Source organism: Sulfitobacter sp. HGT1, from assembly GCF_013282155.1.
Classification (GTDB): Bacteria; Pseudomonadota; Alphaproteobacteria; order Rhodobacterales; family Rhodobacteraceae; genus Sulfitobacter.
On the sequence record NZ_BLWI01000023.1, the window covers coordinates 1 to 20,692 of the forward strand.

The following is a 20,692-nucleotide window of genomic DNA, read 5'->3' on the forward strand; positions in this document are numbered from 1 at the left end:
TTTTAAGTGACATCCAACACAAATCATGGTTTCTTACCCGGTTCTGTGTCGACATATAGAAATCCTAGATCCAGTCCGGGGTATGAAATTTTCTCGACCCACTCGTGGTGAAGGTCAGGGTTCCCCGGATCACCATAGTCATCGCTAGTCGCCTTGCCTGATGGTGACCAACCAGCAATAGCAAGCAACGTGTCTGCAGGGGCTTTGGCTTTCCTCAGCGCGTCCCTCACATTGTGGCGTAGGCTATAAAATGTTTGGCGTTCACCAAGCGCAATTTCAGCTGGGATGAAATAATCTCTAAATCGTCTGGCAGCATAGGCTGCCTTGTTTCCATATTTGTCAGGCGTAATCTCCGGAAAAAGTTGAGCGTGTTTCATCCCGTGCTTTTTCTTGCGAGCGGTTACAAACGCGAGAAATCCCATTTTAATAAGCTCTGAATGTAGGGGGATCCGCCTGCGACTCGACACTGTTTTGATGGATTGGCCTTCTTGCTCATCCGTTGCTAATAGGTCCAGATACCAAGTTCCAGCTGGCGTCTGCTTTATGTCGGAAGAGAATAGCTGACATATTTCGTTGGGGCGAGCGCCTGTCAGCAACATGATGAGTGGAACCCAGAAACGCCACCCACGGTCTGGCTTGTTGTAAGGATTTGTGGCGTCCGGTCGGCACTGTTGATAAAACTTTCCGGTGAAAAAGCCGACAATCTGATCGTCTGTCCACGGTAGCCTCTTCTCAGATGCAAGAAGCTTTGGTTTTTTGATTGGTTTCACATCAGCAGCCGGATTATGGCTCATGAGGCCTTTGCGGACACCTACTGCAAGTACTCGCCCGAGCGTATGTAGATACTGCGCTTGCGTCACTGGATTCAGAGGTCGAATACCGTCAACTTCAGCCTGCTTGATCGCACCTTTGAGATCCAGTTTTGGATAGTGTTTTATGCGATTTGTCGGGAGCTTCGACAGGATCAGTCTGATTTCTTGAACAGTATCGTCAGAGATAGACGTCAGGGGTGTTTTCGCACCGACTGCATCAAGTAAGAATGCCAGCTCTGCTCTTACTTTGTCTGCACGTTTCGGACTCACATCATTTTGGCGATACTCCTCAGAGCACTCGGTCCAGAATATTTTGACCAACTCGTCAAAGGTGACGCCAGGTGCCCGGTCTGGATTAAATAGCGGATCATGAAAGGAGCGGTCATAGCGGTCGTTTATGCGGTCTAGGTTGCGATGCTGTAGTTCCATCAGACCGCGGCGAATCACCTCGGCAAACTCCGTGAAAACCTGCATGCCTTCGAAGTTTGCCCCTTGAGTCTTTGCGAGCTTTTCAATGGTGCTGTCAATCCAGGCCGCCCCGTTTGGATTGTCCCGACTCCTGAGTGTTTGGAGGGCTATTTCGATGTCTTTTTTTATCTCATTGCGTTGATGCTCATCTTCGGGCGGATCTGCAATCTGGGCTTCTGCTTCGCGTTTATCGAGTCCGGCAATATGTTGCCGCAGATATTCTGTTAGTGTTGCTAGTGAGGCTGGGTCACTAGGCCTATCGTCAACGGATGCATCAGTCAGCGCATTTTTTGCAGCCAACAACTCAGCATCTACCTTGACGTTATAGGCATTTCTTAAAGTCTGTGCAGCCTTGAAGTCCTTTGTGCTAAGGGACCGCTTGAAGAACTGCTTTCCAATAATATGAACGAGTGGGATAGGCACCCTGCGATGGTAATGCCAGACTTCCCCGCGCTTTACTAAATATAGTGACTTGGACACGTCTTTCATTCTTTCTGTATACCACATTTGTGACCACAGCAAAGAAACCAACTATCTGATTTTATAAAATTTAAAATTTATCCAAGCGTTAGCGGGATAAATGGTGGAGCCTAGCGGGATCGAACCGCTGACCTCCTGCATGCCATGCAGGCGCTCTCCCAGCTGAGCTAAGGCCCCATTGTGGATCAATGATCCGGTCGTGTTCGCAACCCGGGATGGCTGCTGCGCCGCTGAATAGGCGCAAGCGAAGGCGGGATCAAGAGGAAAATCCATTCCCGCCTTCGTTATCTTCAATCAGTCGTCGTCGTTGGCTGCAACATCCGCGATTTCGTCAAGCGGAACTGTGTCTTCATCGTCGTCGTCGTCATCCAGAATATCGTCGTCGAGATCCACATCTACGTCGTCGTCATCTACCAATACGTCATCGTCCTCAACATCAACCTTATTGGCTTTTGCTGTTACGGCGTCTTCGGCATCGGCGGCGATCATCCGGGATTTGGAGTTATCCACCTCGACCACTTCGCCGGTATAGGGGCTGATGATCGGTGTTTTGTTCAGGTCGTAGAACCGCTTGCCCGTTGTGGGGCACAGGCGCTTGGTTCCCCATTCTTCATTGGGCATCGAAGTCCCCTTTTTGAAAGTGTTGTTGCGTATAGATGATTCAGGCCAAGTGCCATATGAGATAGGGACTGTCAAAGGCAATCGCCACCCCGTATCCGCCCGAAAGCCCTAAATGCCTGATCCGATCCTGCCCGGCAACCCACCAATCCCGCTTGTTCTGCGCCGTTCCGCGCGGGCAAGACGCATATCTTTGCGCATCTCGCAGCTGGATGGTCGCGTGACGCTGACCCTGCCCAAACGCCTGAAAGAGGCCGAAGGGATCGCATTCGCCCGCGAAAAGGAGGAATGGATTCGCCAGCATCTGGACGCACGTGGCCAGGATGTGCCTATTGGCATCGGGGCCGAGTTCCCCTTGGGGGGGCGCATGGTCCGGGTGGTGCAAGGGCAGGGGCGGCGCGTACAACTGGGCGCAGATACAATCGCCGTACCGGGGCGCGAAGACCGTGTCCCTGCACGGCTGGCAGCACATCTCAAGGAGCTGGCACGTGACCGGCTGGCAGGGGCGTGTGACGACTATGCTGCCGTCTTGGGGCGGCCCTATACCAAGCTGACCTTGCGCGATACGCGGTCGCGGTGGGGGTCGTGCACGTCGGAAGGCGGGCTGATGTTTTCATGGCGGCTGATCCTGACCCCACCCGAGGTGCTGGATTACGTCGCCGCCCACGAGGTCGCCCATCTGGCGCAAATGAACCATTCGCCTGCCTTCTGGGCAGAGGTGGAGCGCATCTATGGCCCCTACAAAGACGCGCGCGGCTGGCTGCGTACAAACGGTAGCGACTTACACCGCTACCGTTTTAGTTAAATGCGGTACATGTTGGGGAAATGTCGGCGTAGCCATTCGATGCCCTTGAGGTCTGTCGTAAACCCGTGGCGCACCACCAGATCGGGGCCAAAACGCAGGCAAAACAAGCACGTGCCCGCATGACCAGTTGACGCGAAGCGGCTTTGTGATCACAATAATAACATGAACTTGAACGCTCGCCCCCTAGATGCAAACCCGCTTGCCCATGACCGCGTGTACCGACAGCTGCGCAGCCGTATCATGCACGGTGATTTGCCGCCGGGACACGCCCTGACCCTGCGCGGGATCGGCAAGGAGTACGAAGTATCCATGACCCCCGCGAGAGAGGCCGTGCGCCGTCTGGCTGCCGAAGGGGCGCTGACAATGTCGGCCTCGGGGCGGATTTCGACACCGGAATTGAGCAATGAACGCATCGAAGAGCTCGCCGCGCTGCGCGCCCTGATCGAGGTTGAACTGGCCAGCCGGGCGCTGCCGCGCGCGCATTTCGCCCTGATTGAGCGGCTGCAAACGATCAACAATGCTGTGTCAGAGGCCGTCGCCCATCGTGATGCCGTCGGATATATACGCACCAATCTGGAATTTCACCGCACGCTGTATCTGCGGGCGCAGGCCCCGGCGATGCTGGCAATGGCCGAAACCGTATGGCTGCAAATGGGGCCGACCATGCGCGCCCTGTATGGCCGCCTGCGCCGCACCGAGCCGCCGCATTTCCACCGACTGATCATTGCCGCTTTGCGTGCTGGCGACGAACCGGGTCTGCGTCTGGCCGTCAGAACGGACGTGACACAAGGCTTGCGCATGCTCGCGACCTAAGGGCGGAGTTTTTCAAAACATCCGGCCCGTTGGGGTGCGTTGGGGTACCAAGAAAACGTCCAACCCTCGGGTTAGGCGGCCAAGCCTTTTGCGCCCAGATCCATGAACTTGGACCGCCGGTCCGCGATCAGCGCCTTGCCATCCTTGCCGTCCAGATCTTTCAACATGCCTGCAATCGCTTTGCCGACCGATTGAATGGCGCTGGCAGGGTCGCGATGCGCGCCGCCACGCGGTTCGGGAATAATCCGGTCATTGACGCCCAGCTGCTTGAGGTCCTGCGCCGTCAAACGCAACGCCTCTGCCGCTTCGCGCATCTTTTCTGAATCTTTCCACAAGATCGACGCGCAGCCTTCGGGGGAAATTACGGAATAGACCGAATGCTCCAACATCGCGACACGGTTCGCCGTCGCAAAGGCAACCGCCCCGCCCGATCCGCCTTCGCCAATGATCACCGATACCAATGGTACCCCGATCTGCAGGCATTTCTCGGTGGCGCGTGCAATCGCTTCGGATTGGCCGCGTTCCTCGGCACCTTTGCCGGGATAGGCCCCAGGGGTGTCGACCAGCGTGATCACGGGCAAGCCGAACTTGCCTGCCAGATCCATCAACCGCACCGCTTTGCGATATCCTTCGGGGCGCGCCATGCCGAAATTCCGTTCGATGCGTGACTTGGTATCATTGCCCTTTTCATGGCCGATCACCACGACAGGGACGTCATTGAACCGTGCAAGCCCGCCCATCACGGCCAGATCATCTGCAAAATTACGGTCGCCGGCAAGGGGCGTGTAATCGGTAAAAAGCGCTTCGATATAGTCTTTGCAATGCGGACGGTCCGGATGCCGCGCCACTTGGCACTTCCGCCAGGGCGTCAGGGATTTATACAAATCATCCAGCATCTGGTGGGCTTTTTTGTCCAGCGCTTGCGCTTCTGCACTGACATCCATGCCTTCCGATGACCGTGCAAGGGCGCGCAACTCTTCGGCCTTGCCCTCAATCTCGGCAAGCGGTTTTTCAAAATCCAGATACTGTGTCATCACATGCTCCGTTCTAGGGTATTCGTTATATGCCGTTGATTTCCGGCCTTTGCAACGCGGCCTGTTCAGCTGCTTGGCCAAAGCACTGGCAATAATGATGCAACCAGCAGCCCCGCCATGGACCAGTTGAACACCCGCAACCTTCCGGGGTTTGTCAAAAAACGCGCCATTTCCTTGCCAAGGACAGTCCAGATGGTCACCGATGGAAATGCCATGACAGCCACAACACATGCCGCAACCAACAGCGGTCCGAATCCTGCCAACGGAACGTAAATCGTGATGATACTCAGCCCGAAAGCCCATGCTTTGGGGTTGACCCACTGAAAGCCGGCCGCTTGAAGAAAGCTCATCGGTCGGCCGCCGGCATCAGCTGGCTGTGCAGGCCCGGCCGATGCAATCTTGAACGCCAGAAATAAAAGGTAAATGACGCTCAATACCTTGAGGATCGTATAGATGACCGGAAAGGCATCAAATACGCGGATCAACCCAAGCCCGACCAAAAGCAGCATGGCCATGAAACCAAAGGTGATCCCCATCATATGCGGGACAGTGCGTGCAAACCCAAAATTGGCCCCCGACGCCATCAGCATCAGGTTATTTGGCCCTGGCGTAATCGATGTGATGAGGGTGAATAGCGCAAGCGCCGAGAGTGCATCAAAAGTCATGCGGCCCTCATGCCCCAACTCTTGACCCGCGCCAAGCCCCCGTTCTCTGGCTCGTAAATATCCCGGGGGGTGTGGGGGGCTGGCCCCCCACGTCCGGTCGGTGCGTTTAGCGCGCCGAAATCATTTCAGACTGGCGCACGATAACTTCGGCCTGCTTGATGCTGGCGATATCGACAAGACGACCCTTGTACACGGTCGCACCCTCGCCATTGGCCTTCGCTGTTTCCATTGCGGCCAAAATCTCGCGCGCTTCGGTAACGGCTTCCTCGGAGGGCGTGAAAACCTCGTTCGAGATGGCAATCTGCTTCGGGTGGATCGCCCATTTTCCGACCATGCCAAGGGTGGCTGACCGGCGCGCCTGTGCGCGGCATCCTTCGTCGTCGGAAAAGTCACCGAACGGTCCATCGACAGGCAAGATACCATGGGTACGGCAGGCCGCGACAATTGCTGCTTGCGCCCAGTGCCATGGATCGGACCAGTGCTTTACCCCGTCATGAAGCATGTAATAATTTTCCTGCGTCCCGCCGATGCCGGTGGTTTGCATCCCCATTGATGCGGCGAAATCCGCGGCTCCAAGGCTCATCGCTTCAAGGCGCGGGCTCGACGCTGCGATCTCTTCCACATGGGCGATGCCTGCGGCCGATTCGATGATAACCTCAAAGGCAATCCGCTTGGACCGGCCCTTGGCAGCCTCGATCGCTGTGACCAGCGCATCGACGGCGTAAACATCCGCAGCGCACCCGACTTTCGGGATCATGATCTGGTCAAGCCGTTCGCTTGCCTGCTCCAGCAAATCAACCACATCGCGATACCAGTAAGGCGTATCAAGGCCGTTAATCCGCACGGATAATGTCTTGTCGCCCCAATCCACATCGTTGATTGCGTTGATGATATTGGCACGGGCAGTGTCTTTGTCCGACGGCGCGACGCTGTCTTCCAGATCAAGGTTGATCACATCCGCAGCCGAGGCGGCCATCTTCTCGAACAGGGCCGGGCGGGAGCCGGGGCCAAACAACTGGCAGCGGTTGGGGCGTGCAGGGGGCGTTGGCTGAATGCGAAAGCTCATGGCAGGGTTCCTCGGGTAATAATGTTACAAGTGGGTTGCCTGAGTTGGTATTAAATTACACGGCGTGTCGCAAGTGTGATTTCGCAGGTGCAGCATTTGACCTTGTGGCGCACGCGATAATATTCGAATAATATATGAATATGCACATTAATCTTTCGCAATTGCTAGTGATTGAACCAGACTTGCAAGCCTCTTGTGCTTATAAACAGCGAAAATGACGCAAATCCAATTTGCCGGAGCATGCAGTAATGATTGAAACACCTTATCTTCTTTTTCTGGGCGATGCGCCCGACCAGCTTGCCGTGAAAGTCGCCCAAGGCATCAAGGACTGGCGTCCGGATAATGCCGTGGCCCAGTTCCGTATGGAGGGATGCAAAGCCGATCTGGGGCTGGCTGACATGACCTTGGCGCAGGCAAAAGAAGCGGGTGCAAAAACACTTGTGATCGGCGTGGCCAACCGCGGCGGGATCATCAGTGAAGCATGGAAATCGGTTTTGCTAGACGCGCTCGAAATGGGGTATGATCTGGCGTCGGGTTTGCACAACCTGTTGCGGGACGAAGCCGATCTGGTCAGTGCGGCCGTCAAGCACGGGCGCAGCCTGCATGATGTGCGTATCCCGTCGGTAAAATACCCGATTGCGAGCGGTGTTAAGCGCAGTGGCAAGCGGGTGCTGGCCGTGGGGACGGATTGTTCCGTGGGTAAAATGTACACTGCATTGGCACTGGATGCAGCGATGCAGGAAAAAGGCATGAAAAGCAGCTTTCGCGCGACGGGCCAGACCGGCATTCTGATCACGGGTGAAGGTGTGCCTTTGGATGCTGTCGTGGCGGATTTTATGGCGGGGTCGATTGAATATCTGACGCCTGACAACGACGAGGATCACTGGGACGTCATCGAAGGGCAGGGCAGCCTGTTCCACGTATCCTATTCCGGCGTGACCCTTGCCTTGATCCATGGCGGCCAGCCTGATGCGTTGATTCTGTGTCACGAGCCAACGCGCAAAACCATGCGCGGCTTGCCGGATTATGCGTTGCCCAGCCTGGAAGACGTCCGCGATACGGCGCTGACATTGGCGAAGTTCGCGAACCCCGCGTGCAAGGTCGTTGGTGTTTCGATCAACACGCAGCACATGTCCGAGGCCGAGGCAGACGCCTATCTGGCCGAGGTCGAGGCCCGTATGGGTCTGCCCGCTGTTGATCCGTTCCGCACTGGGGCTGCAAAACTGGCAGACGCTTTGGCAGCTCTCTGACCGGCCCTTCGGGGAGAGTTTATTTGGCAAAATGAAGGAGCGGGTATGCGTATTGAAGTAAGCCGCGATGTGTTTCGGCTGGCGCAGGTGTTTACCATTTCGCGCGGGTCGCGGACCGAGGCGAAGGTGCTGACGGTGCGGATTTCCGACGGTGGTGTGATGGGGTGGGGCGAATGTGTGCCCTATGCCCGCTATGACGAGACGCTTGAGAGTGTGACAGCCGAGATCGAGGCGTTGCCGGAGGTTTTCACCCGCGCATCGCTTTATGATTTGTTGCCAGCAGGTGCTGCGCGCAACGCAGTTGATTGCGCGCTGTGGGATCTTGAGGCCAAGCAGGCAGGCAAGCGGGTTTGGGAATTGGCGGGTTTGGCCGCGCCGGGGCCCGAGATTACCGCCTATACGCTGTCGCTGGACACGCCGGAAAAGATGCAGGCGCAGGCGGCTTTGCACGCGTATCGGCCCCTGCTCAAGATCAAGTTGGGCACGCCCGATGACATGCCGCGGCTTGAAGCTGTGCGTGCAGGGGCCCCTGATGCGCAGATCATCATTGACGCCAACGAAGGTTGGTCGGCGCAGGTTTACGCCGATCTGGCCCCGCATCTGGTGCGGCTGGGTGTGTCGCTGGTCGAGCAGCCATTGCCTGCCGGCGAGGATGACGCGCTGATCGGAATGGACCGCCCTGTGCCGGTTTGTGCGGATGAAAGCTGCCATGACCGCAGCAGCTTGCCTAAGTTGAAGGGCAAATATGACGTGGTGAACATCAAGTTGGACAAAACCGGCGGGTTGACCGAAGCACTGGCCTTGCGCGATGCAGCGCTGGCCGAGGGCTATGATGTGATGGTCGGCTGCATGGTGGGGTCGTCTCTGGCGATGGCTCCGGCCACTCTGGTTGCGCAAGGCGCGCGCGTGGTTGATCTTGACGGGCCGTTGCTTCTGGCCGAAGACCGCGAGGACGCTTTGATATTTGACGCAGCCGGGGTGCATCCGCCTACGGCCAGACTTTGGGGATAAGACATGCGGACTGTTTATGTGAACGGCGAATACCTGCCCGAGAACGAAGCCAAGATTTCGATCTTTGATCGCGGGTTTCTGATGGCAGACGGGGTGTACGAGGTAACCTCGGTTCTGGGGGGCAAGTTGATTGATTTCGAGGGCCATGCCATCCGTCTGAGCCGTTCGCTGAACGAGTTGGAGATGCGCAACCCGATCTCGAAAGACGACCTGCTTGAGGTGCATCGCGAACTGGTACGCCTGAACGAGATCGACGAGGGGTTGATCTATTTGCAGGTCACGCGCGGGTCTGACGGCGACCGCGATTTTGCTTTTCCTGACCCTGAGACGACCGAACCGACGATCATTCTGTTCACGCAATCCAAGCCCGGCATGGCTGACAGCCCCGCCGCCAAAAAGGGTGCCAAGATCATCAGTATCGAAGACATCCGCTGGGGTCGTCGCGACATCAAGACGGTGCAATTGCTGTACCCGTCGATGGGCAAGATGATGGCCAAGAAGGCCGGGTGTGACGATGCGTGGATGGTCGAGGACGGTTTCGTGACCGAAGGCACCAGCAACAACGCCTATATCGTCAAGGGCAACAAGATCATCACCCGCGCGCTGAGCCACGATATTCTGCACGGCATCACACGCGCGGCCGTTCTGCGTTTCGCCAAAGAGGCGCAGATGGAAGTGGAAGAGCGCAACTTTACCATCGACGAGGCAAAGCAGGCGGATGAGGCGTTTACCACATCCGCCAGCGCCTTTGTGATGCCCGTGGTCGAGATTGACGGCGTGGCCTTGGGGGATGGCACGCCGGGGCGCGTCGCACCGCGCCTGCGCGAGATTTATCTCGACGAGATGCGCAAGGTAGCCATTTAAGCCCGTCGCATTTTATTTACCATCGGGAGCGCCGTTCAGCGCGGCGTTCCCCATCTTGATATCCGCGCTTTCACGGCGGCGGAAAAAGAACCGGCAGGGGGTGATCACGCACCCCGCCAATGTTCAGAACCGCATCTGCCCAAGGCTTTCACTTGGGAGGGGTATAAGTATTTCCTATACCGCCCTAGCGAGTTCAGCATGTGAATAATGACAGCATTTTGCTATGCATAACGGATTGGGAGAGAAATCCCCCTTTTTGAGGAGAATTTCCGTGGACATCAAGCACCTGAAGTACTTTTTGGCGATCGCAAATTCCCCATCTTTATCAGCCGCATCGCAATATATCGGCGTCGCGCAACCGTCTCTTTCGCAGCATGTAAAACGCATGGAGGAGGAGCTCGGGGTGAAGCTTTTGGAAAGATCACCACGCGGGACAGTGTTGACCGAAGAAGGCTTTGTTCTTGTCGAACATGCCAAACGTATCTGCGCGGATTTGGATCGCTGTGTTCAGGATATGAGAGACCTAAGTGGCACCGTGCGTGGCACCGTAAGTTTCGGAATGCCGCCGTCGGCATCTATGGTGATGTCGGTCGCACTTGCCGAAACCGTCCGGTTGGAGCTTCCCGAGGTGCGCTTGAAAGTCGTTGAGGCCATCAGCGGTTACATCACGCCCTGGCTGAAGGATGGCACGGTCGATCTAGGCATCATCTACGATCTGGAAAACGCAGAGCAATATGACGTGATCCATGTGCTTAATGAGCGGCTGTATTTCATTTCCGCGCCTGATGCCTGGCCCTTCGATACGCCGCCCGGCGATCCTGTAAAATTCAAGGACCTTGCCAAGCTTGATATGATCCTGCCTTCGAACGGTCTAAGGAAGACAATTCAAAAATATGAAGACCAAATTGGCATCGCTCTGAATGTCGTCATAGAAATGGACGCGATGCGCCAGATCATGGAACTGGTCGCGCGAGGGTCCGGTTATGCGATTTTTGCACCGGCTGCGACGCATCACTTCGAACGTAGGGGGGAATTGGTGCGCGCCCCGATTATTGATCCGATCTTGACGCGCCCTGTCCATTTGGTGAACCATCCGGAACGCGTATTGACCCGTGCGGGGCGCACCGTAAAAGCGCTGACCTTGCAGATCGCCCAAGAGATGGTCCGCCGTGGCATTTGGGAAGGCGATATCGTCTGATCGAAAGACCGCATTGCGTTTCAATCCTGTCTGACCGCCGCCTTTGTGAATTCTGCCCTGACCTTTTCTGTGTGTTCACCCAAGGCGGGCACCGGGCCAAATTCCGGAATTTGGCCGTCCATCAGGGCACCGGGGGCAAGCATTCGCACGGTGCCAGAGGGGGTCTCGACCTCGGCAAAGCGATTTTGCGGATGGTCGGCGAGGTCTTGCATCGTGCTGACGCAGCCGTTTGCAATGCCGCTCTCGTTCAGCAGCGTCGCCAGGTCATCGCGGGATATTTTTCCAAACACATCTTCGATCTGTTCATTCAAAGCAGCCCGGTTTGCCGTTCTGTTGGAATTGTTGTCAAACCGTGGATCCGTCGCAAGTTCGGGCCGCTGCAAAACTGTCTCGCAGAATTTCACCCATTCCCGCTCGTTCTGGATGGAAAACAACACTTCTTTTCCGTCTGATCCGGCATAGGCCCCGTAGGGCGCAATCGTCGGGTGGCTTAGACCGCTGAGGTCGGGCGATTTGCCGCCATAGGCGTATTGAAGATAGGGTACATTCATCCAGTCGGTCAGCGCGTGGAACAGGCTTACTGAAATGTCGCGGCCCTTTCCGCTGAGGTGACGCCCGATCAATGCCTGAAGAACCGATTGGTGCGCCGTCATCCCGCAAGCAATGTCACAGACCGAAACGCCAACCCGTGTCAGGCCCGCCTCGTTGCCGGTGATGGCGCTTAGCCCGCTTTCGGCCTGGATCAGCAGATCATAGGCTTTGCGGTCGCGGTAGGGGCCGTCGTTCCCGTATCCGGATATTGAAACCGTAATGAGCCTTGGGTTGACCGACCTAAGCCGGTCTGGCGAGAAACCCAGCCGGTCAATCGCCCCGGGAGCAAGATTTTGAACGAACACGTCTGCTTGTGAAATCATGTTTTCCAGAAGCGCTTTGTCTTCGTCTTCCCGCAAATTCAAACAGACAGATTCTTTGCCCCGGTTCAGCCAGACAAAATACGCGCTTTCTCCGTGGACAAGGGTGTCATACCCGCGGGCGAAATCACCTTCTGGGCGTTCAATCTTTATGACGCGCGCCCCGGCTTCGGCCAGACGGCCGGTAAGATAAGGTGCGGCAACGGCCTGCTCGATCGACACAACCAAAAGGCCGTTTAGGTCACCTGACATATTTGCTCCGGATAATTAGGTCTTGGGTACGTAAATGTCTCGCACAAGTCAGACGTGTTTCTGAAATAACGGAAAGCGTGAGTGGGTATTGGATCAGACTATAGGGCGAACAATGCGATGTCGCTGCCAGACCGATATCGCGAAGCAATAGTGGCGCTATGGAAAAACAATTGGACAAAATTTTCATTGTCGCAAAGTCTTGCGCCCGATTGACCAGCCAAGGAAACATGATTTGAATATTGAAAATATCACCCTGCCGCTATTCCTTCCGGCAGTGAGAATGGACAGGCTGGCCAAGGCGGTAGGGTCAGGTGCGGATGCGATAATTTTCGATCTGGAAGATGCCGTTGGCCCAGATGACAAGGATACCGCCCGCGCTCTTTTGGTGGAAACCCTTGGCAAGACGCCGGTGCGTCTGCCGGTTTTGGTCCGGATCAATGCCGAAAGCACGCCGTGGTATGAAGCGGATATTCTGGCTTGCGCGGATTTGCCCATTGATGCGGTTGTCCTGCCCAAGGCTGAAACGGCTGACGCCTGCCATGATGTGTCAGAGCGCACAGGAAAGCCCGTGATCGCATTGATAGAAACTGCGCTGGGCATGGATAACGCCAAAGCTATCGCAGGGGCATGTCGGCGCCTTGCTTTCGGGTCAATTGATTATGCGGCGGATCTGGGCATTGCCCACATGCGGGACAGTCTTCTTCATGCGCGGGCAACCCTTGTACTGGCGGCGCGCCTGGCCGGTCAAACCGGACCTCTTGATGGGGTGACGACAAATATCAAAGACGCAGAGGTGATAACGTCGGACAGTGAGCACAGTGTGTCGATGGGGTTCGGGGGGAAATTGTTGATTCACCCGGCTCAGGTGCAGCCGTCAAGAACCGGTTTTGCGCCGTCCCAAATGGAATTGGACTGGGCCCACCGTGTGTTGGAGGCAGCCTCGGGCGGGGCGGCTGCGGTTCAAGTGGATGGTGCCATGGTCGATGCGCCGGTGCTCAAAAGAGCAGGGCAAGTGATAAGCCGTGCGGGGGGATAAGAATATCCTATGGCGTCAAGATACTTAACGTATTTCTGCCCCTTTCGGAATTCTGAAATAGTGGCGCGAACATATATTTAAGGGACGCTCCATGGACAGTTTCAATCCGACCGCCAAATACGAAGACATTCGCCAGGGCGTTGCCAAAGTCTGCGCCGAATTTCCGGGTGAATACTGGCGGGATCTTGATGCCAAGCGCGCCTATCCCAAGAAATTTGTCGATACGCTCATTCGCGAAGGCTATCTGAGTGCGATGATCCCCGAGGAATATGGCGGGCTTGGCCTTGATCTGACCACGTCTGCGGTGATCCTCGAGGAAATCCACCGCAACGGCTGCAATGCTGCTGCATGCCATGCGCAGATGTACACAATGGGAACCGTTCTGCGGCATGGCACGCCCGAACAGAAGGCGAAATACCTGCCGGGGATTGCGGACGGGTCTTTGCGGCTTCAGGCCTTTGGTGTCACCGAGCCGACAAGCGGGACCGACACGCTGTCATTGCGGACAACGGCCGTCCGCGACGGCGACGACTATGTGGTGAATGGCCAGAAAATCTGGATTTCCCGCGCCGAGCATTCTGATTTGATGGTCTTGCTTGCGCGCACGACGCCGCGGGATCAGGTGAAATCCAAAACCGACGGCCTGTCGGTGTTCTTGATTGATCTGCGCGAGCTTCGCGGCAATGGCATGGAAATCCGCCCGATCCGCACCATGATCAACCACGCCACAACCGAGATATTTTTTGATAATGCACGTATTCCGGCATCAAGCTTGGTCGGGGAAGAGGGCAAAGGCTTTCGCTATATTCTTTCGGGCATGAATTCGGAACGTATTCTGATTGCGTCGGAATGTATCGGGGATGCCAAATGGTTCATTGCCAAAGGGTCTGACTATGCGCGTGAACGGGTCGTGTTTGGCACGCCGATCGGGGCAAATCAGGGGGTGCAATTTCCGCTTGCCAGGGCGCAGGCACATCTGATGGCCGCCGAAGCGATCGTGTACAGGGCTGCGGCGATGTACGATTCCGGTTTGAATCCGGGTGTCGAGGCGAATACCGCCAAGATGCTGGCCGCTGATGCGAGTTGGGAAGCTGCCGAAGCGTGTTTGCAGACCCATGGCGGGTTCGGGTTCGCCGAAGAATATGATGTGGAACGTAAATTCCGTGAGGCACGGCTTTATCAAGTCGCACCGATTTCAACGAATTTGATCCTATGCTACATAGCCGAACAGGTTCTCGGATTGCCCAAATCTTATGGCCATAGAAAGGTTTAAGATGTCATTGACAGATAAGCTGGTTGATCTTGGCCAAACACCAAGTGTCGACTTACCTCCACGTGCTGCGGCTTTGGCGCGGTTTTCATTGCTGGACTGGGTTGTTTGCGGTCGAAAAGGGATAGACGAACCCTTGGCGGGCAAACTGCGCAAGCTGGCAAAACGCGAAGGCGGAACCCCGTCGGCATCGACTTTCGGGGGGGATCGTGCACCTGCCCGGATGGCAGCCCTTGTGAATGGCGCGACAAGCCATGCGCTGGATTTTGACGACACCCATTTCGCGCATATCGGCCATCTGTCCGTCGGGATTTTCCCTGCGGCACTGGCGGTCGCCGAAGAGCGGGGGAAATCTGCAACCGAAGTTATCGAAGCTTTCCTTGTCGGGGCAGAAGCCGCGATCCGACTGGGCGTGGCGTTGGGCAGCGATCACTATAACCGCGGGTTTCATCAGACCGCGACAGCTGGCGCATTCGGGGCGACCGTTGCCGCAGGGCGGCTCTATGACCTGTCGGCGACCGAAATGACACATGCACTGGGGCTTTGCGCGACGCGCGCCTCTGGATTGAAGTCGCAATTCGGCACGATGGGTAAGCCCTACAACGCAGGTATCGCGGCATCAAACGGTGTTGAAGTTGCACAACTGGCCTCGATGGGGTTCACCTCGGTTCAGGATGGCGTGTCAGGGCCCCAAGGGTTCATCCTGACCCATAGTATCGAAACCGATCCCGAAGCTCGCTGGGAGACGCCTGAACAGGGGCGGTTCTTGTTTGAGGATAACAAATACAAACTGCACGCATGTTGCCACGGAACACATGCAATGATCGAAGCGCTTTTGGCTGCAAAGGTCGATGTGGATCAAGTCGAGGCATTCGCACTTAGAACCAGCCCGCGCTGGCTGAACGTGTGCAATCAGAAATCGCCGGCATCAGGGCTGGCGGTGAAGTTCAGCTATGCCTGGCTTGCTGGGATGGCGCTGCGTGAGGATGCCACCGGCGACGACAACTTGTATTCCGATGCGCTGGTTGCCGATCCTTTCCTTCAGTCATTTGCAAATCGCGTCACCGTCGAAGGCGACGCGAACGTAACCGATCTTCAGGCGGTGGGTGTTCTGACGCTCAAATCCGGCGAAACTGTCGAGGTTTCATACGACCTGGCGGCATCCTTGCCCGAAGACGTTTTGCGCCAAAAGCTGACGGCCAAGGCGGTTGCCGCATTGGGGGAAGAGGGGCAGAAAATCTGGGAATGCCACGATAAACTGGATGGTTTTTCTGCCCGCGATCTGGGGATGCTCTTGACGGTCTAGCGGCGCAAGTGTCGCGACCCATAATTGGTGGGAAAAAGGCGGGGCGGTCGCGATGACCTTCCCGCCTATTCCAATTACCGCATCACAAACGGATTGGCCGGATACTCCTCAGAGGTGTTGATCCAGACCGATTTGGTTTCGAGGTAGTCATAGATCGCTTCCATTCCGTTCTCGCGACCGATGCCCGAATTTTTCATGCCGCCAAAAGGCATCATATAGCTGATCGCGCGGTAGGTGTTCACCCAGACGGTTCCAGCCTTGAGCGCATCCGACATGCGCATTGCACGGCCAATGTTCTGCGTCCAGACACCTGCGGCAAGACCGTAGATCACATCGTTGCCGATGCGGATCGCTTCTTCTTCGTCATCAAATCCGATGATCGACAGAACCGGCCCGAACACTTCTTCCTGGGCAATGCGCATGTCATTGGTCACGTCGGCGAATATTGTCGGTTCAATGAATTGGCGGCCCTTAATTTCGGGGCCCTGCGCGGGCTTGCCGCCATGAATAAGGGTCGCGCCGTCTGCCTTGGCGACCTCGATATAGTTCAATATCTTCTGGTATTGTGGGGGCGTCGTGACCGGTCCGATATTTGTATCGGCTTGCATCGGATCGCCGATCTTCGCCGACCGCGCCAAATTCAGTAGTTTTTCAATGAATCGGTCTTTGACTGAGTTTTCAACAAGCAAGCGGGACCCGGCAATGCAGGTTTGTCCGGTCGCCGCAAATATCCCTGACACCACGCCAGATACGGCCGCATCCAGATTTGCGTCTGCAAATACGATATTGGGAGACTTGCCGCCCAACTCAAGCGAGACCCGCTTCATTTGCTTTGCCGCTGCGGCATAGATCTGGGCACCGGTTGTATCGGAGCCTGTGAAACTGATCTTGGCGACATCAGGGTGATCGACAAGCGCCGCGCCGGTTTCCTGCCCAAGGCCCGTCACCACGTTGAACACGCCGGGCGGAAACCCCGCTTCAACCGTGAGCGCGGCAAATTCCAACGTCGATGCAGACGTGAATTCAGACGGTTTGATCACGATCGAACAGCCCGCAGCAAGGGCGGGCGCGGCCTTCCAGGCGACAAACAAAAGCGGGGAGTTCCAAGCGGTCAACGCGGCAACGACACCCACGGGCTCGTGTTTGGTAAATGCAAAATGGTCCGGTTTGTCGATCGGAACAACGCGGCCTTCGATTTTATCCGCCAGGCCAGCATAATAATACCACGACTCCGGCTGATATTTCAGCTGCCCGGCCATTTCGGTCAAAAGCTTGCCATTGTCGCGCACTTCAATCTCGGCCAGCCGCGGGCCATGCTCGACCAGAAGATCCCCCAGTTTGCGCAGCAGTTTCCCGCGTTGCGACGCCGACATCTTTGCAAATGGTCCGGTGGTCATCGCGGCCTTGGCGGATGTCACGGCAAGATCGACGTCAGCTTTGTTCCCCCGGGGGATCTGCGCCCAGGTTTCCCCGGTATAGGGGTTGTCTGTATTCATCCATTCGCCGCCCGACGGGTCAACGAATTCACCATTGATGAAATGCTGGTACTTTTTCATGGGTTACTCCGCTTTCGCCGCTGGCGTTTCTGGTGGCATCATATTGATAACGTGGCGGATGGTCTTGCCCTCGGCCAGCAGGTCAAATGCGGCATTGATGTCTTCCAACGGGCCGCTCGAGGTCTTGAGCCGGTCTACTGGCAGCTTTCCGCGCTTGTAGAGCTCGATATATCTGGGGATGTCGCGCGATGGCACGCCGCCGCCTAGGTAACTTCCGCGAATGCTGCGTTCCTCGCCGACAATGCGGACCTGTTGAATTTGCAGCTTCACTGCGGGGTTCGCGAGGCTAGCCGTAACCGTTTGCCCGCCGCGACGGGTGACCTCATAGGCAAATTCAAATGCGGGCGCGACACCAGCAGTTTCGACGGCGGTATGAACGCCGCCATTGGTAAGGTCGCGGATATTCTGAATGGCGTCCGGATCACGAGAGTTGAACACATCCGTGGCCCCCAGATCTTTTGCAAAGGCCAGTTTCTCGGGGTCGATATCAACCGCGATAACGCGCGCTGCACCGGCCGCTGCGGCACCTAGCACCGCAGAAAGGCCAACACCGCCCAGCCCGACCACCGCAACCGTTTCACCTGCCCTTACCCCGGCGGTATTCACAACAGCCCCGACACCGGTCAGCACGGCGCAGCCAAATAGCGCGGCAATTTCCAAGGGCAGTTCGTTGTCGATCTTAACGAGGGATCGCTCTGACAAGACGGCGTATTCGCTGAATGCCGAAACGCCGACGTGGTGATAGACGTCCTGCCCATCAAGATGCAGCCGCATCCCGCCGCCCAACAATGTACCTTCGGCATTTGCGGCCGCCCCCGGTTGGCAAAGCGCGGCCCGCCCCTCGGCGCAGGGGGCGCAATGCCCGCAGGACGGAACGAAAACCATGATGACATGATCCCCCGGCGCAACCGACGTGACGCCCGGCCCACATGCCTCAACGATGCCGGCGGCCTCGTGACCAAGTGCCATCGGTGTCGGGCGCGGGCGATCCCCGTTGATGACTGACAGGTCCGAATGACACAGACTGGCAGCGGCGATTTTTACCAAAACCTCACCTTGGCCCGGAGGGTCCAGCACCAAAGTTTCCAGTTTCAACGGGCGCGTTTTGGCGAAAGGGCGATCCGCAGGGCTCGCGTGCAGCACTGCCGACAGGCTTTTGCGGGGGGCGGTGGTTTGATCTGACATCGTTAATATCCTCCATCACTGACGCAACGCCGGTATCTTTAGGGTTCGGTTGGTCAATTTTATATCTTTGCGCCGAAACGCGCCAAAAAGGAGGATTCGAACGGACTATGAGTGTTGCGCATTGCGCCCTGTACAAAAAGTGCGACTTTCAAATTACGGCTATTGGAATTTCTTATTACTGTCCTTGAAGCCAATCCCTTATTTTATCCTGACTCATTTTGAGCCCGTCTTCAGCGAGAAAGCAAAGTAAAATGGCATTGGATTTGCAGAACTGGATCGGGCGCACCGAAAGCGTAGAAGATGTCTTGGACGCGCGACCTGCGCAGCTTATGCAATCCATTCTGCCGACGGGCGAACCGCTTTCAGTGGGCGACAGGCTGCCGCCCCTTTGGTGTTGGCTCTATTTCTTGAAAGCGGTGCCGCTTGATGAGATCGGGCGGGACGGTCACCCCAGAAAGGGCGGGTTTTTGCCACCTGTTGATCTGCCGCGACGCATGTGGGCGGGGGGGCGATTTGAATTTGACGGCGATCTGTTTATCGGAGACCGCATCACGCGCCATTCCAAAATATTGAAGGTCCTGCCCAAGGAAGGGAAAACCGGACCGCTGTGTTTTGTCACTGTGGAACACAGCTATGTGCGGGCAGGGGAAACTGTTTGCCGCGAAGAACATGATATTGTGTACCGCGAAGACCCGGTTCCCGGCGCGCCAAAGCCCGCCCCTGTGAAGCCGAAAATGGAATTTACAAACCGCGAGGGGGTCGATCCGTCTATTTTAATGCTTTTTCGATATTCGGCCCTGACGTTCAACGGCCACCGCATCCACTATGATCGGGAATATTGCCGCGACGTCGAAGGGTACCACGATTTGGTTTTTCACGGCCCCTTGACCGCGACCCTTTTGGCCGGATTTGCCGAAAGAGAAAGCAAAGGGCGGTTGAAGACATTCAGCTATCGTGCCGTTAGCCCGCTGTTTGTTGACCGGAAATTCAACATCTATTTGAACCGCGGCGATGGCGAAACCCAAGCAATCGCGTGCGACCCTGATTGCAATCTCGCGATGAAAGCCGAAGCGACCTTCGAGTAGGCACAGGTAATTTTTAAATACCTATGGTTGAAACTTCGGAATGCGTGGGGAAGCTTGTGTTTCCACTGCCGCAAATAACCCCCCCGGTAATCGGGCATTCGCGCCCTGTTTTTCAGCCGCAGAGCTATACCTTTGCGGCATTGGTTTTTGCGGGTTCACCGCATCACTCGTGTTTTCAGCAACGATAAGGTTCATTTGGCCGACTACAGCCAGTCGGAGAATTGCGTGCCCTTCACCCGTTTTGTTTGAATGAAAAATTAACGCTGTAAAGGATATTTCCCATACGTGGCTTTGACTTACCGCTTTCTGAAAATATGACAGAAGCATTGCCATTTCAGGATCAAACCGCAAATTTTGGCATAGCCATTCTTTCCCAATTGTCAGAGCCGTGAAAAACCCGCGTTTACCAATGTAAAGGGGGATACTCCCGGAATGCGCAGTTTTTACAGATCAGACATTGAATTGGTCATTCATTTCTGAAACGGCATCGGCCTCTTGCCATTAGAGCAAGCTCTTTGAGTTTTAAGAAAACCGGCCATGATCGGGATTTTGAACTATTCCCATAAATATGTCTAATCAACTATTCTGGACCAGCTTCAAGGCCGAAAAAATCAGCGAAATTTTCTAAGAACTCTTTTCGGATTGCATCGCTTTCCTCATTTGCTAATTGGGAAATTAAGTCCACTATCTCCGATACAACATTTGGTTCCAACGCTTGTAGCTCAGAGCTCAAATTCTCCATTAGCTTGACCGAGAAGTCATCGTCGATCTGACTCTCATCGGCATTTTCAAGGATGAAAATGCAACTTACAAGACAGCTAAGCAAACTGAGGTTAAGGCTACTTGTCATTCTGGCACGACCCTTACAGTTATATTATCAATTCCGAGATCTCCAAACATCTTCTCTGCGCGATTTGCCTGCGTTTGCGTTGGTACCTCCCAGCGAGCTGTCAAACCATTTTGTTGTAGCGCTTCTGACTGACGTAAACCGACATTCCCCAAGTTGC

At 55.8% G+C, this 20,692-nt stretch carries 20 protein-coding genes and 1 tRNA gene; 10 read left to right on the forward strand and 11 right to left on the reverse strand.

What is annotated here, in order from left to right; all coding sequences use genetic code 11:
- Nucleotides 1-23: 23 nt before the first annotated feature.
- The 3 genes from HGT1_RS18005 to HGT1_RS18015 form a co-directional block, all read right to left on the reverse strand.
- On the reverse strand, nt 24-1,769 hold the full coding sequence (locus HGT1_RS18005; RefSeq protein ID WP_176251339.1) for a site-specific integrase: 1,746 nt from the start codon (nt 1,767-1,769) through the stop codon (nt 24-26).
- Between the two features lie 92 nt (nt 1,770-1,861).
- Nucleotides 1,862-1,937 (reverse strand) — tRNA-Ala (locus HGT1_RS18010).
- Between the two features lie 117 nt (nt 1,938-2,054).
- Nucleotides 2,055-2,381, reverse strand: coding sequence for a TIGR02300 family protein (locus HGT1_RS18015; RefSeq protein WP_176251340.1), 327 nt, complete (start codon nt 2,379-2,381; stop codon nt 2,055-2,057).
- 112 nt (nt 2,382-2,493) lie between these two features.
- Here HGT1_RS18015 and HGT1_RS18020 point away from each other — a divergent pair, with 112 nt between their 5' ends.
- Nucleotides 2,494-3,183 (forward strand): M48 family metallopeptidase, encoded by a 690-nt coding sequence (locus tag HGT1_RS18020; protein WP_176251341.1) that lies wholly within the window; start codon nt 2,494-2,496, stop codon nt 3,181-3,183.
- A gap of 162 nt (nt 3,184-3,345) precedes the next feature.
- Complete coding sequence (locus tag HGT1_RS18025) at nt 3,346-3,996, forward strand: GntR family transcriptional regulator (protein ID WP_176251342.1); 651 nt, start codon at nt 3,346-3,348, stop codon at nt 3,994-3,996.
- A gap of 71 nt (nt 3,997-4,067) precedes the next feature.
- Here the strand turns inward: HGT1_RS18025 and HGT1_RS18030 are convergent, their stop codons facing one another.
- From HGT1_RS18030 to HGT1_RS18040, 3 genes are all read right to left on the reverse strand, one after another.
- Nucleotides 4,068-5,030, reverse strand: a complete 963-nt coding sequence (locus tag HGT1_RS18030; RefSeq protein ID WP_176251343.1) for an acetyl-CoA carboxylase carboxyltransferase subunit alpha — start codon at nt 5,028-5,030, stop codon at nt 4,068-4,070.
- Between the two features lie 65 nt (nt 5,031-5,095).
- The gene (locus HGT1_RS18035) at nt 5,096-5,695 is read right to left on the reverse strand and encodes a LysE family translocator (protein WP_176251344.1); all 600 of its coding nucleotides are present in this window, start codon (nt 5,693-5,695) and stop codon (nt 5,096-5,098) included.
- 106 nt (nt 5,696-5,801) lie between these two features.
- A complete protein-coding gene (locus tag HGT1_RS18040; protein ID WP_176251345.1) occupies nt 5,802-6,761 on the reverse strand; it encodes an L-malyl-CoA/beta-methylmalyl-CoA lyase in 960 nt (319 codons plus the stop codon).
- A 248-nt stretch (nt 6,762-7,009) separates the two neighbouring features.
- On the opposite strand from HGT1_RS18040, the gene dgcN reads away from it, so the two are divergent.
- The 4 genes from dgcN (at nt 7,010) to HGT1_RS18060 (ending at nt 11,084) form a co-directional block, all read left to right on the forward strand.
- The gene (gene dgcN, locus HGT1_RS18045; RefSeq protein WP_176251346.1) at nt 7,010-8,011 is read left to right on the forward strand and encodes an N-acetyltransferase DgcN; all 1,002 of its coding nucleotides are present in this window, start codon (nt 7,010-7,012) and stop codon (nt 8,009-8,011) included.
- 45 nt (nt 8,012-8,056) lie between these two features.
- Nucleotides 8,057-9,022 (forward strand): N-acetyl-D-Glu racemase DgcA, encoded by a 966-nt coding sequence (gene dgcA / locus HGT1_RS18050; protein ID WP_176251347.1) that lies wholly within the window; start codon nt 8,057-8,059, stop codon nt 9,020-9,022.
- Between the two features lie 3 nt (nt 9,023-9,025).
- Nucleotides 9,026-9,886, forward strand: a complete 861-nt coding sequence (locus HGT1_RS18055; protein WP_176251348.1) for a D-amino-acid transaminase — start codon at nt 9,026-9,028, stop codon at nt 9,884-9,886.
- 223 nt (nt 9,887-10,109) lie between these two features.
- Nucleotides 10,110-11,084 (forward strand): LysR family transcriptional regulator, encoded by a 975-nt coding sequence (locus tag HGT1_RS18060; RefSeq protein ID WP_255200266.1) that lies wholly within the window; start codon nt 10,110-10,112, stop codon nt 11,082-11,084.
- A 20-nt stretch (nt 11,085-11,104) separates the two neighbouring features.
- Here HGT1_RS18060 and HGT1_RS18065 read toward each other — a convergent pair whose 3' ends face one another.
- On the reverse strand, nt 11,105-12,247 hold the full coding sequence (locus HGT1_RS18065; RefSeq protein ID WP_176251349.1) for a CaiB/BaiF CoA-transferase family protein: 1,143 nt from the start codon (nt 12,245-12,247) through the stop codon (nt 11,105-11,107).
- A 232-nt stretch (nt 12,248-12,479) separates the two neighbouring features.
- Between HGT1_RS18065 and HGT1_RS18070 the strand changes: the two genes are divergently transcribed.
- The 3 genes from HGT1_RS18070 (at nt 12,480) to HGT1_RS18080 (ending at nt 15,859) form a co-directional block, all read left to right on the forward strand.
- A complete protein-coding gene (locus tag HGT1_RS18070) occupies nt 12,480-13,283 on the forward strand; it encodes a CoA ester lyase (RefSeq protein WP_176251350.1) in 804 nt (267 codons plus the stop codon).
- 91 nt (nt 13,284-13,374) lie between these two features.
- Nucleotides 13,375-14,556 (forward strand): acyl-CoA dehydrogenase family protein, encoded by a 1,182-nt coding sequence (locus HGT1_RS18075; RefSeq protein ID WP_176251351.1) that lies wholly within the window; start codon nt 13,375-13,377, stop codon nt 14,554-14,556.
- A gap of 1 nt (nt 14,557) precedes the next feature.
- On the forward strand, nt 14,558-15,859 hold the full coding sequence (locus HGT1_RS18080; RefSeq protein ID WP_176251352.1) for an MmgE/PrpD family protein: 1,302 nt from the start codon (nt 14,558-14,560) through the stop codon (nt 15,857-15,859).
- A gap of 74 nt (nt 15,860-15,933) precedes the next feature.
- Here the strand turns inward: HGT1_RS18080 and HGT1_RS18085 are convergent, their stop codons facing one another.
- On the reverse strand, nt 15,934-17,415 hold the full coding sequence (locus HGT1_RS18085) for an aldehyde dehydrogenase (RefSeq protein ID WP_176251353.1): 1,482 nt from the start codon (nt 17,413-17,415) through the stop codon (nt 15,934-15,936).
- A gap of 3 nt (nt 17,416-17,418) precedes the next feature.
- Nucleotides 17,419-18,600 carry a zinc-dependent alcohol dehydrogenase family protein gene (locus HGT1_RS18090; protein ID WP_176251354.1) on the reverse strand — a complete coding sequence of 394 codons (1,182 nt, stop codon included), beginning with the start codon at nt 18,598-18,600 and terminating at the stop codon, nt 17,419-17,421.
- A 251-nt stretch (nt 18,601-18,851) separates the two neighbouring features.
- On the opposite strand from HGT1_RS18090, the gene HGT1_RS18095 reads away from it, so the two are divergent.
- A complete protein-coding gene (locus HGT1_RS18095; protein WP_176251355.1) occupies nt 18,852-19,685 on the forward strand; it encodes a MaoC family dehydratase N-terminal domain-containing protein in 834 nt (277 codons plus the stop codon).
- Between the two features lie 21 nt (nt 19,686-19,706).
- Here HGT1_RS18095 and HGT1_RS18100 read toward each other — a convergent pair whose 3' ends face one another.
- Nucleotides 19,707-20,018: a hypothetical protein gene (locus tag HGT1_RS18100; protein ID WP_176251356.1), complete on the reverse strand. Its 312-nt coding sequence runs from the start codon at nt 20,016-20,018 to the stop codon at nt 19,707-19,709.
- 247 nt (nt 20,019-20,265) lie between these two features.
- Entirely contained in the window at nt 20,266-20,535 is a 270-nt protein-coding gene (locus HGT1_RS18105; RefSeq protein WP_176251357.1) for a hypothetical protein, read from the reverse strand.
- Between the last annotated feature and the right edge of the window lie 157 nt (nt 20,536-20,692).

Excerpts from the sequence above, each read along its gene's own strand:
- HGT1_RS18005 (WP_176251339.1), bottom strand. The coding sequence starts at position 1,769 with ATGAAAGACGTGTCCAAGTCACTATATTTAGTAAAGCGCGGGGAAGTC.
- HGT1_RS18015 (WP_176251340.1), bottom strand. The coding sequence starts at position 2,381 with ATGCCCAATGAAGAATGGGGAACCAAGCGCCTGTGCCCCACAACGGGC.
- HGT1_RS18020 (WP_176251341.1), top strand. The coding sequence starts at position 2,494 with ATGCCTGATCCGATCCTGCCCGGCAACCCACCAATCCCGCTTGTTCTG.
- HGT1_RS18025 (WP_176251342.1), top strand. The coding sequence starts at position 3,346 with ATGAACTTGAACGCTCGCCCCCTAGATGCAAACCCGCTTGCCCATGAC.
- HGT1_RS18030 (WP_176251343.1), bottom strand. The coding sequence starts at position 5,030 with ATGACACAGTATCTGGATTTTGAAAAACCGCTTGCCGAGATTGAGGGC.
- HGT1_RS18035 (WP_176251344.1), bottom strand. The coding sequence starts at position 5,695 with ATGACTTTTGATGCACTCTCGGCGCTTGCGCTATTCACCCTCATCACA.
- HGT1_RS18040 (WP_176251345.1), bottom strand. The coding sequence starts at position 6,761 with ATGAGCTTTCGCATTCAGCCAACGCCCCCTGCACGCCCCAACCGCTGC.
- dgcN (WP_176251346.1), top strand. The coding sequence starts at position 7,010 with ATGATTGAAACACCTTATCTTCTTTTTCTGGGCGATGCGCCCGACCAG.
- dgcA (WP_176251347.1), top strand. The coding sequence starts at position 8,057 with ATGCGTATTGAAGTAAGCCGCGATGTGTTTCGGCTGGCGCAGGTGTTT.
- HGT1_RS18055 (WP_176251348.1), top strand. The coding sequence starts at position 9,026 with ATGCGGACTGTTTATGTGAACGGCGAATACCTGCCCGAGAACGAAGCC.
- HGT1_RS18060 (WP_255200266.1), top strand. The coding sequence starts at position 10,110 with ATGCATAACGGATTGGGAGAGAAATCCCCCTTTTTGAGGAGAATTTCC.
- HGT1_RS18065 (WP_176251349.1), bottom strand. The coding sequence starts at position 12,247 with ATGTCAGGTGACCTAAACGGCCTTTTGGTTGTGTCGATCGAGCAGGCC.
- HGT1_RS18075 (WP_176251351.1), top strand. The coding sequence starts at position 13,375 with ATGGACAGTTTCAATCCGACCGCCAAATACGAAGACATTCGCCAGGGC.
- HGT1_RS18080 (WP_176251352.1), top strand. The coding sequence starts at position 14,558 with ATGTCATTGACAGATAAGCTGGTTGATCTTGGCCAAACACCAAGTGTC.
- HGT1_RS18085 (WP_176251353.1), bottom strand. The coding sequence starts at position 17,415 with ATGAAAAAGTACCAGCATTTCATCAATGGTGAATTCGTTGACCCGTCG.
- HGT1_RS18090 (WP_176251354.1), bottom strand. The coding sequence starts at position 18,600 with ATGTCAGATCAAACCACCGCCCCCCGCAAAAGCCTGTCGGCAGTGCTG.
- HGT1_RS18095 (WP_176251355.1), top strand. The coding sequence starts at position 18,852 with ATGGCATTGGATTTGCAGAACTGGATCGGGCGCACCGAAAGCGTAGAA.
- HGT1_RS18100 (WP_176251356.1), bottom strand. The coding sequence starts at position 20,018 with ATGGCAATGCTTCTGTCATATTTTCAGAAAGCGGTAAGTCAAAGCCAC.
- HGT1_RS18105 (WP_176251357.1), bottom strand. The coding sequence starts at position 20,535 with ATGACAAGTAGCCTTAACCTCAGTTTGCTTAGCTGTCTTGTAAGTTGC.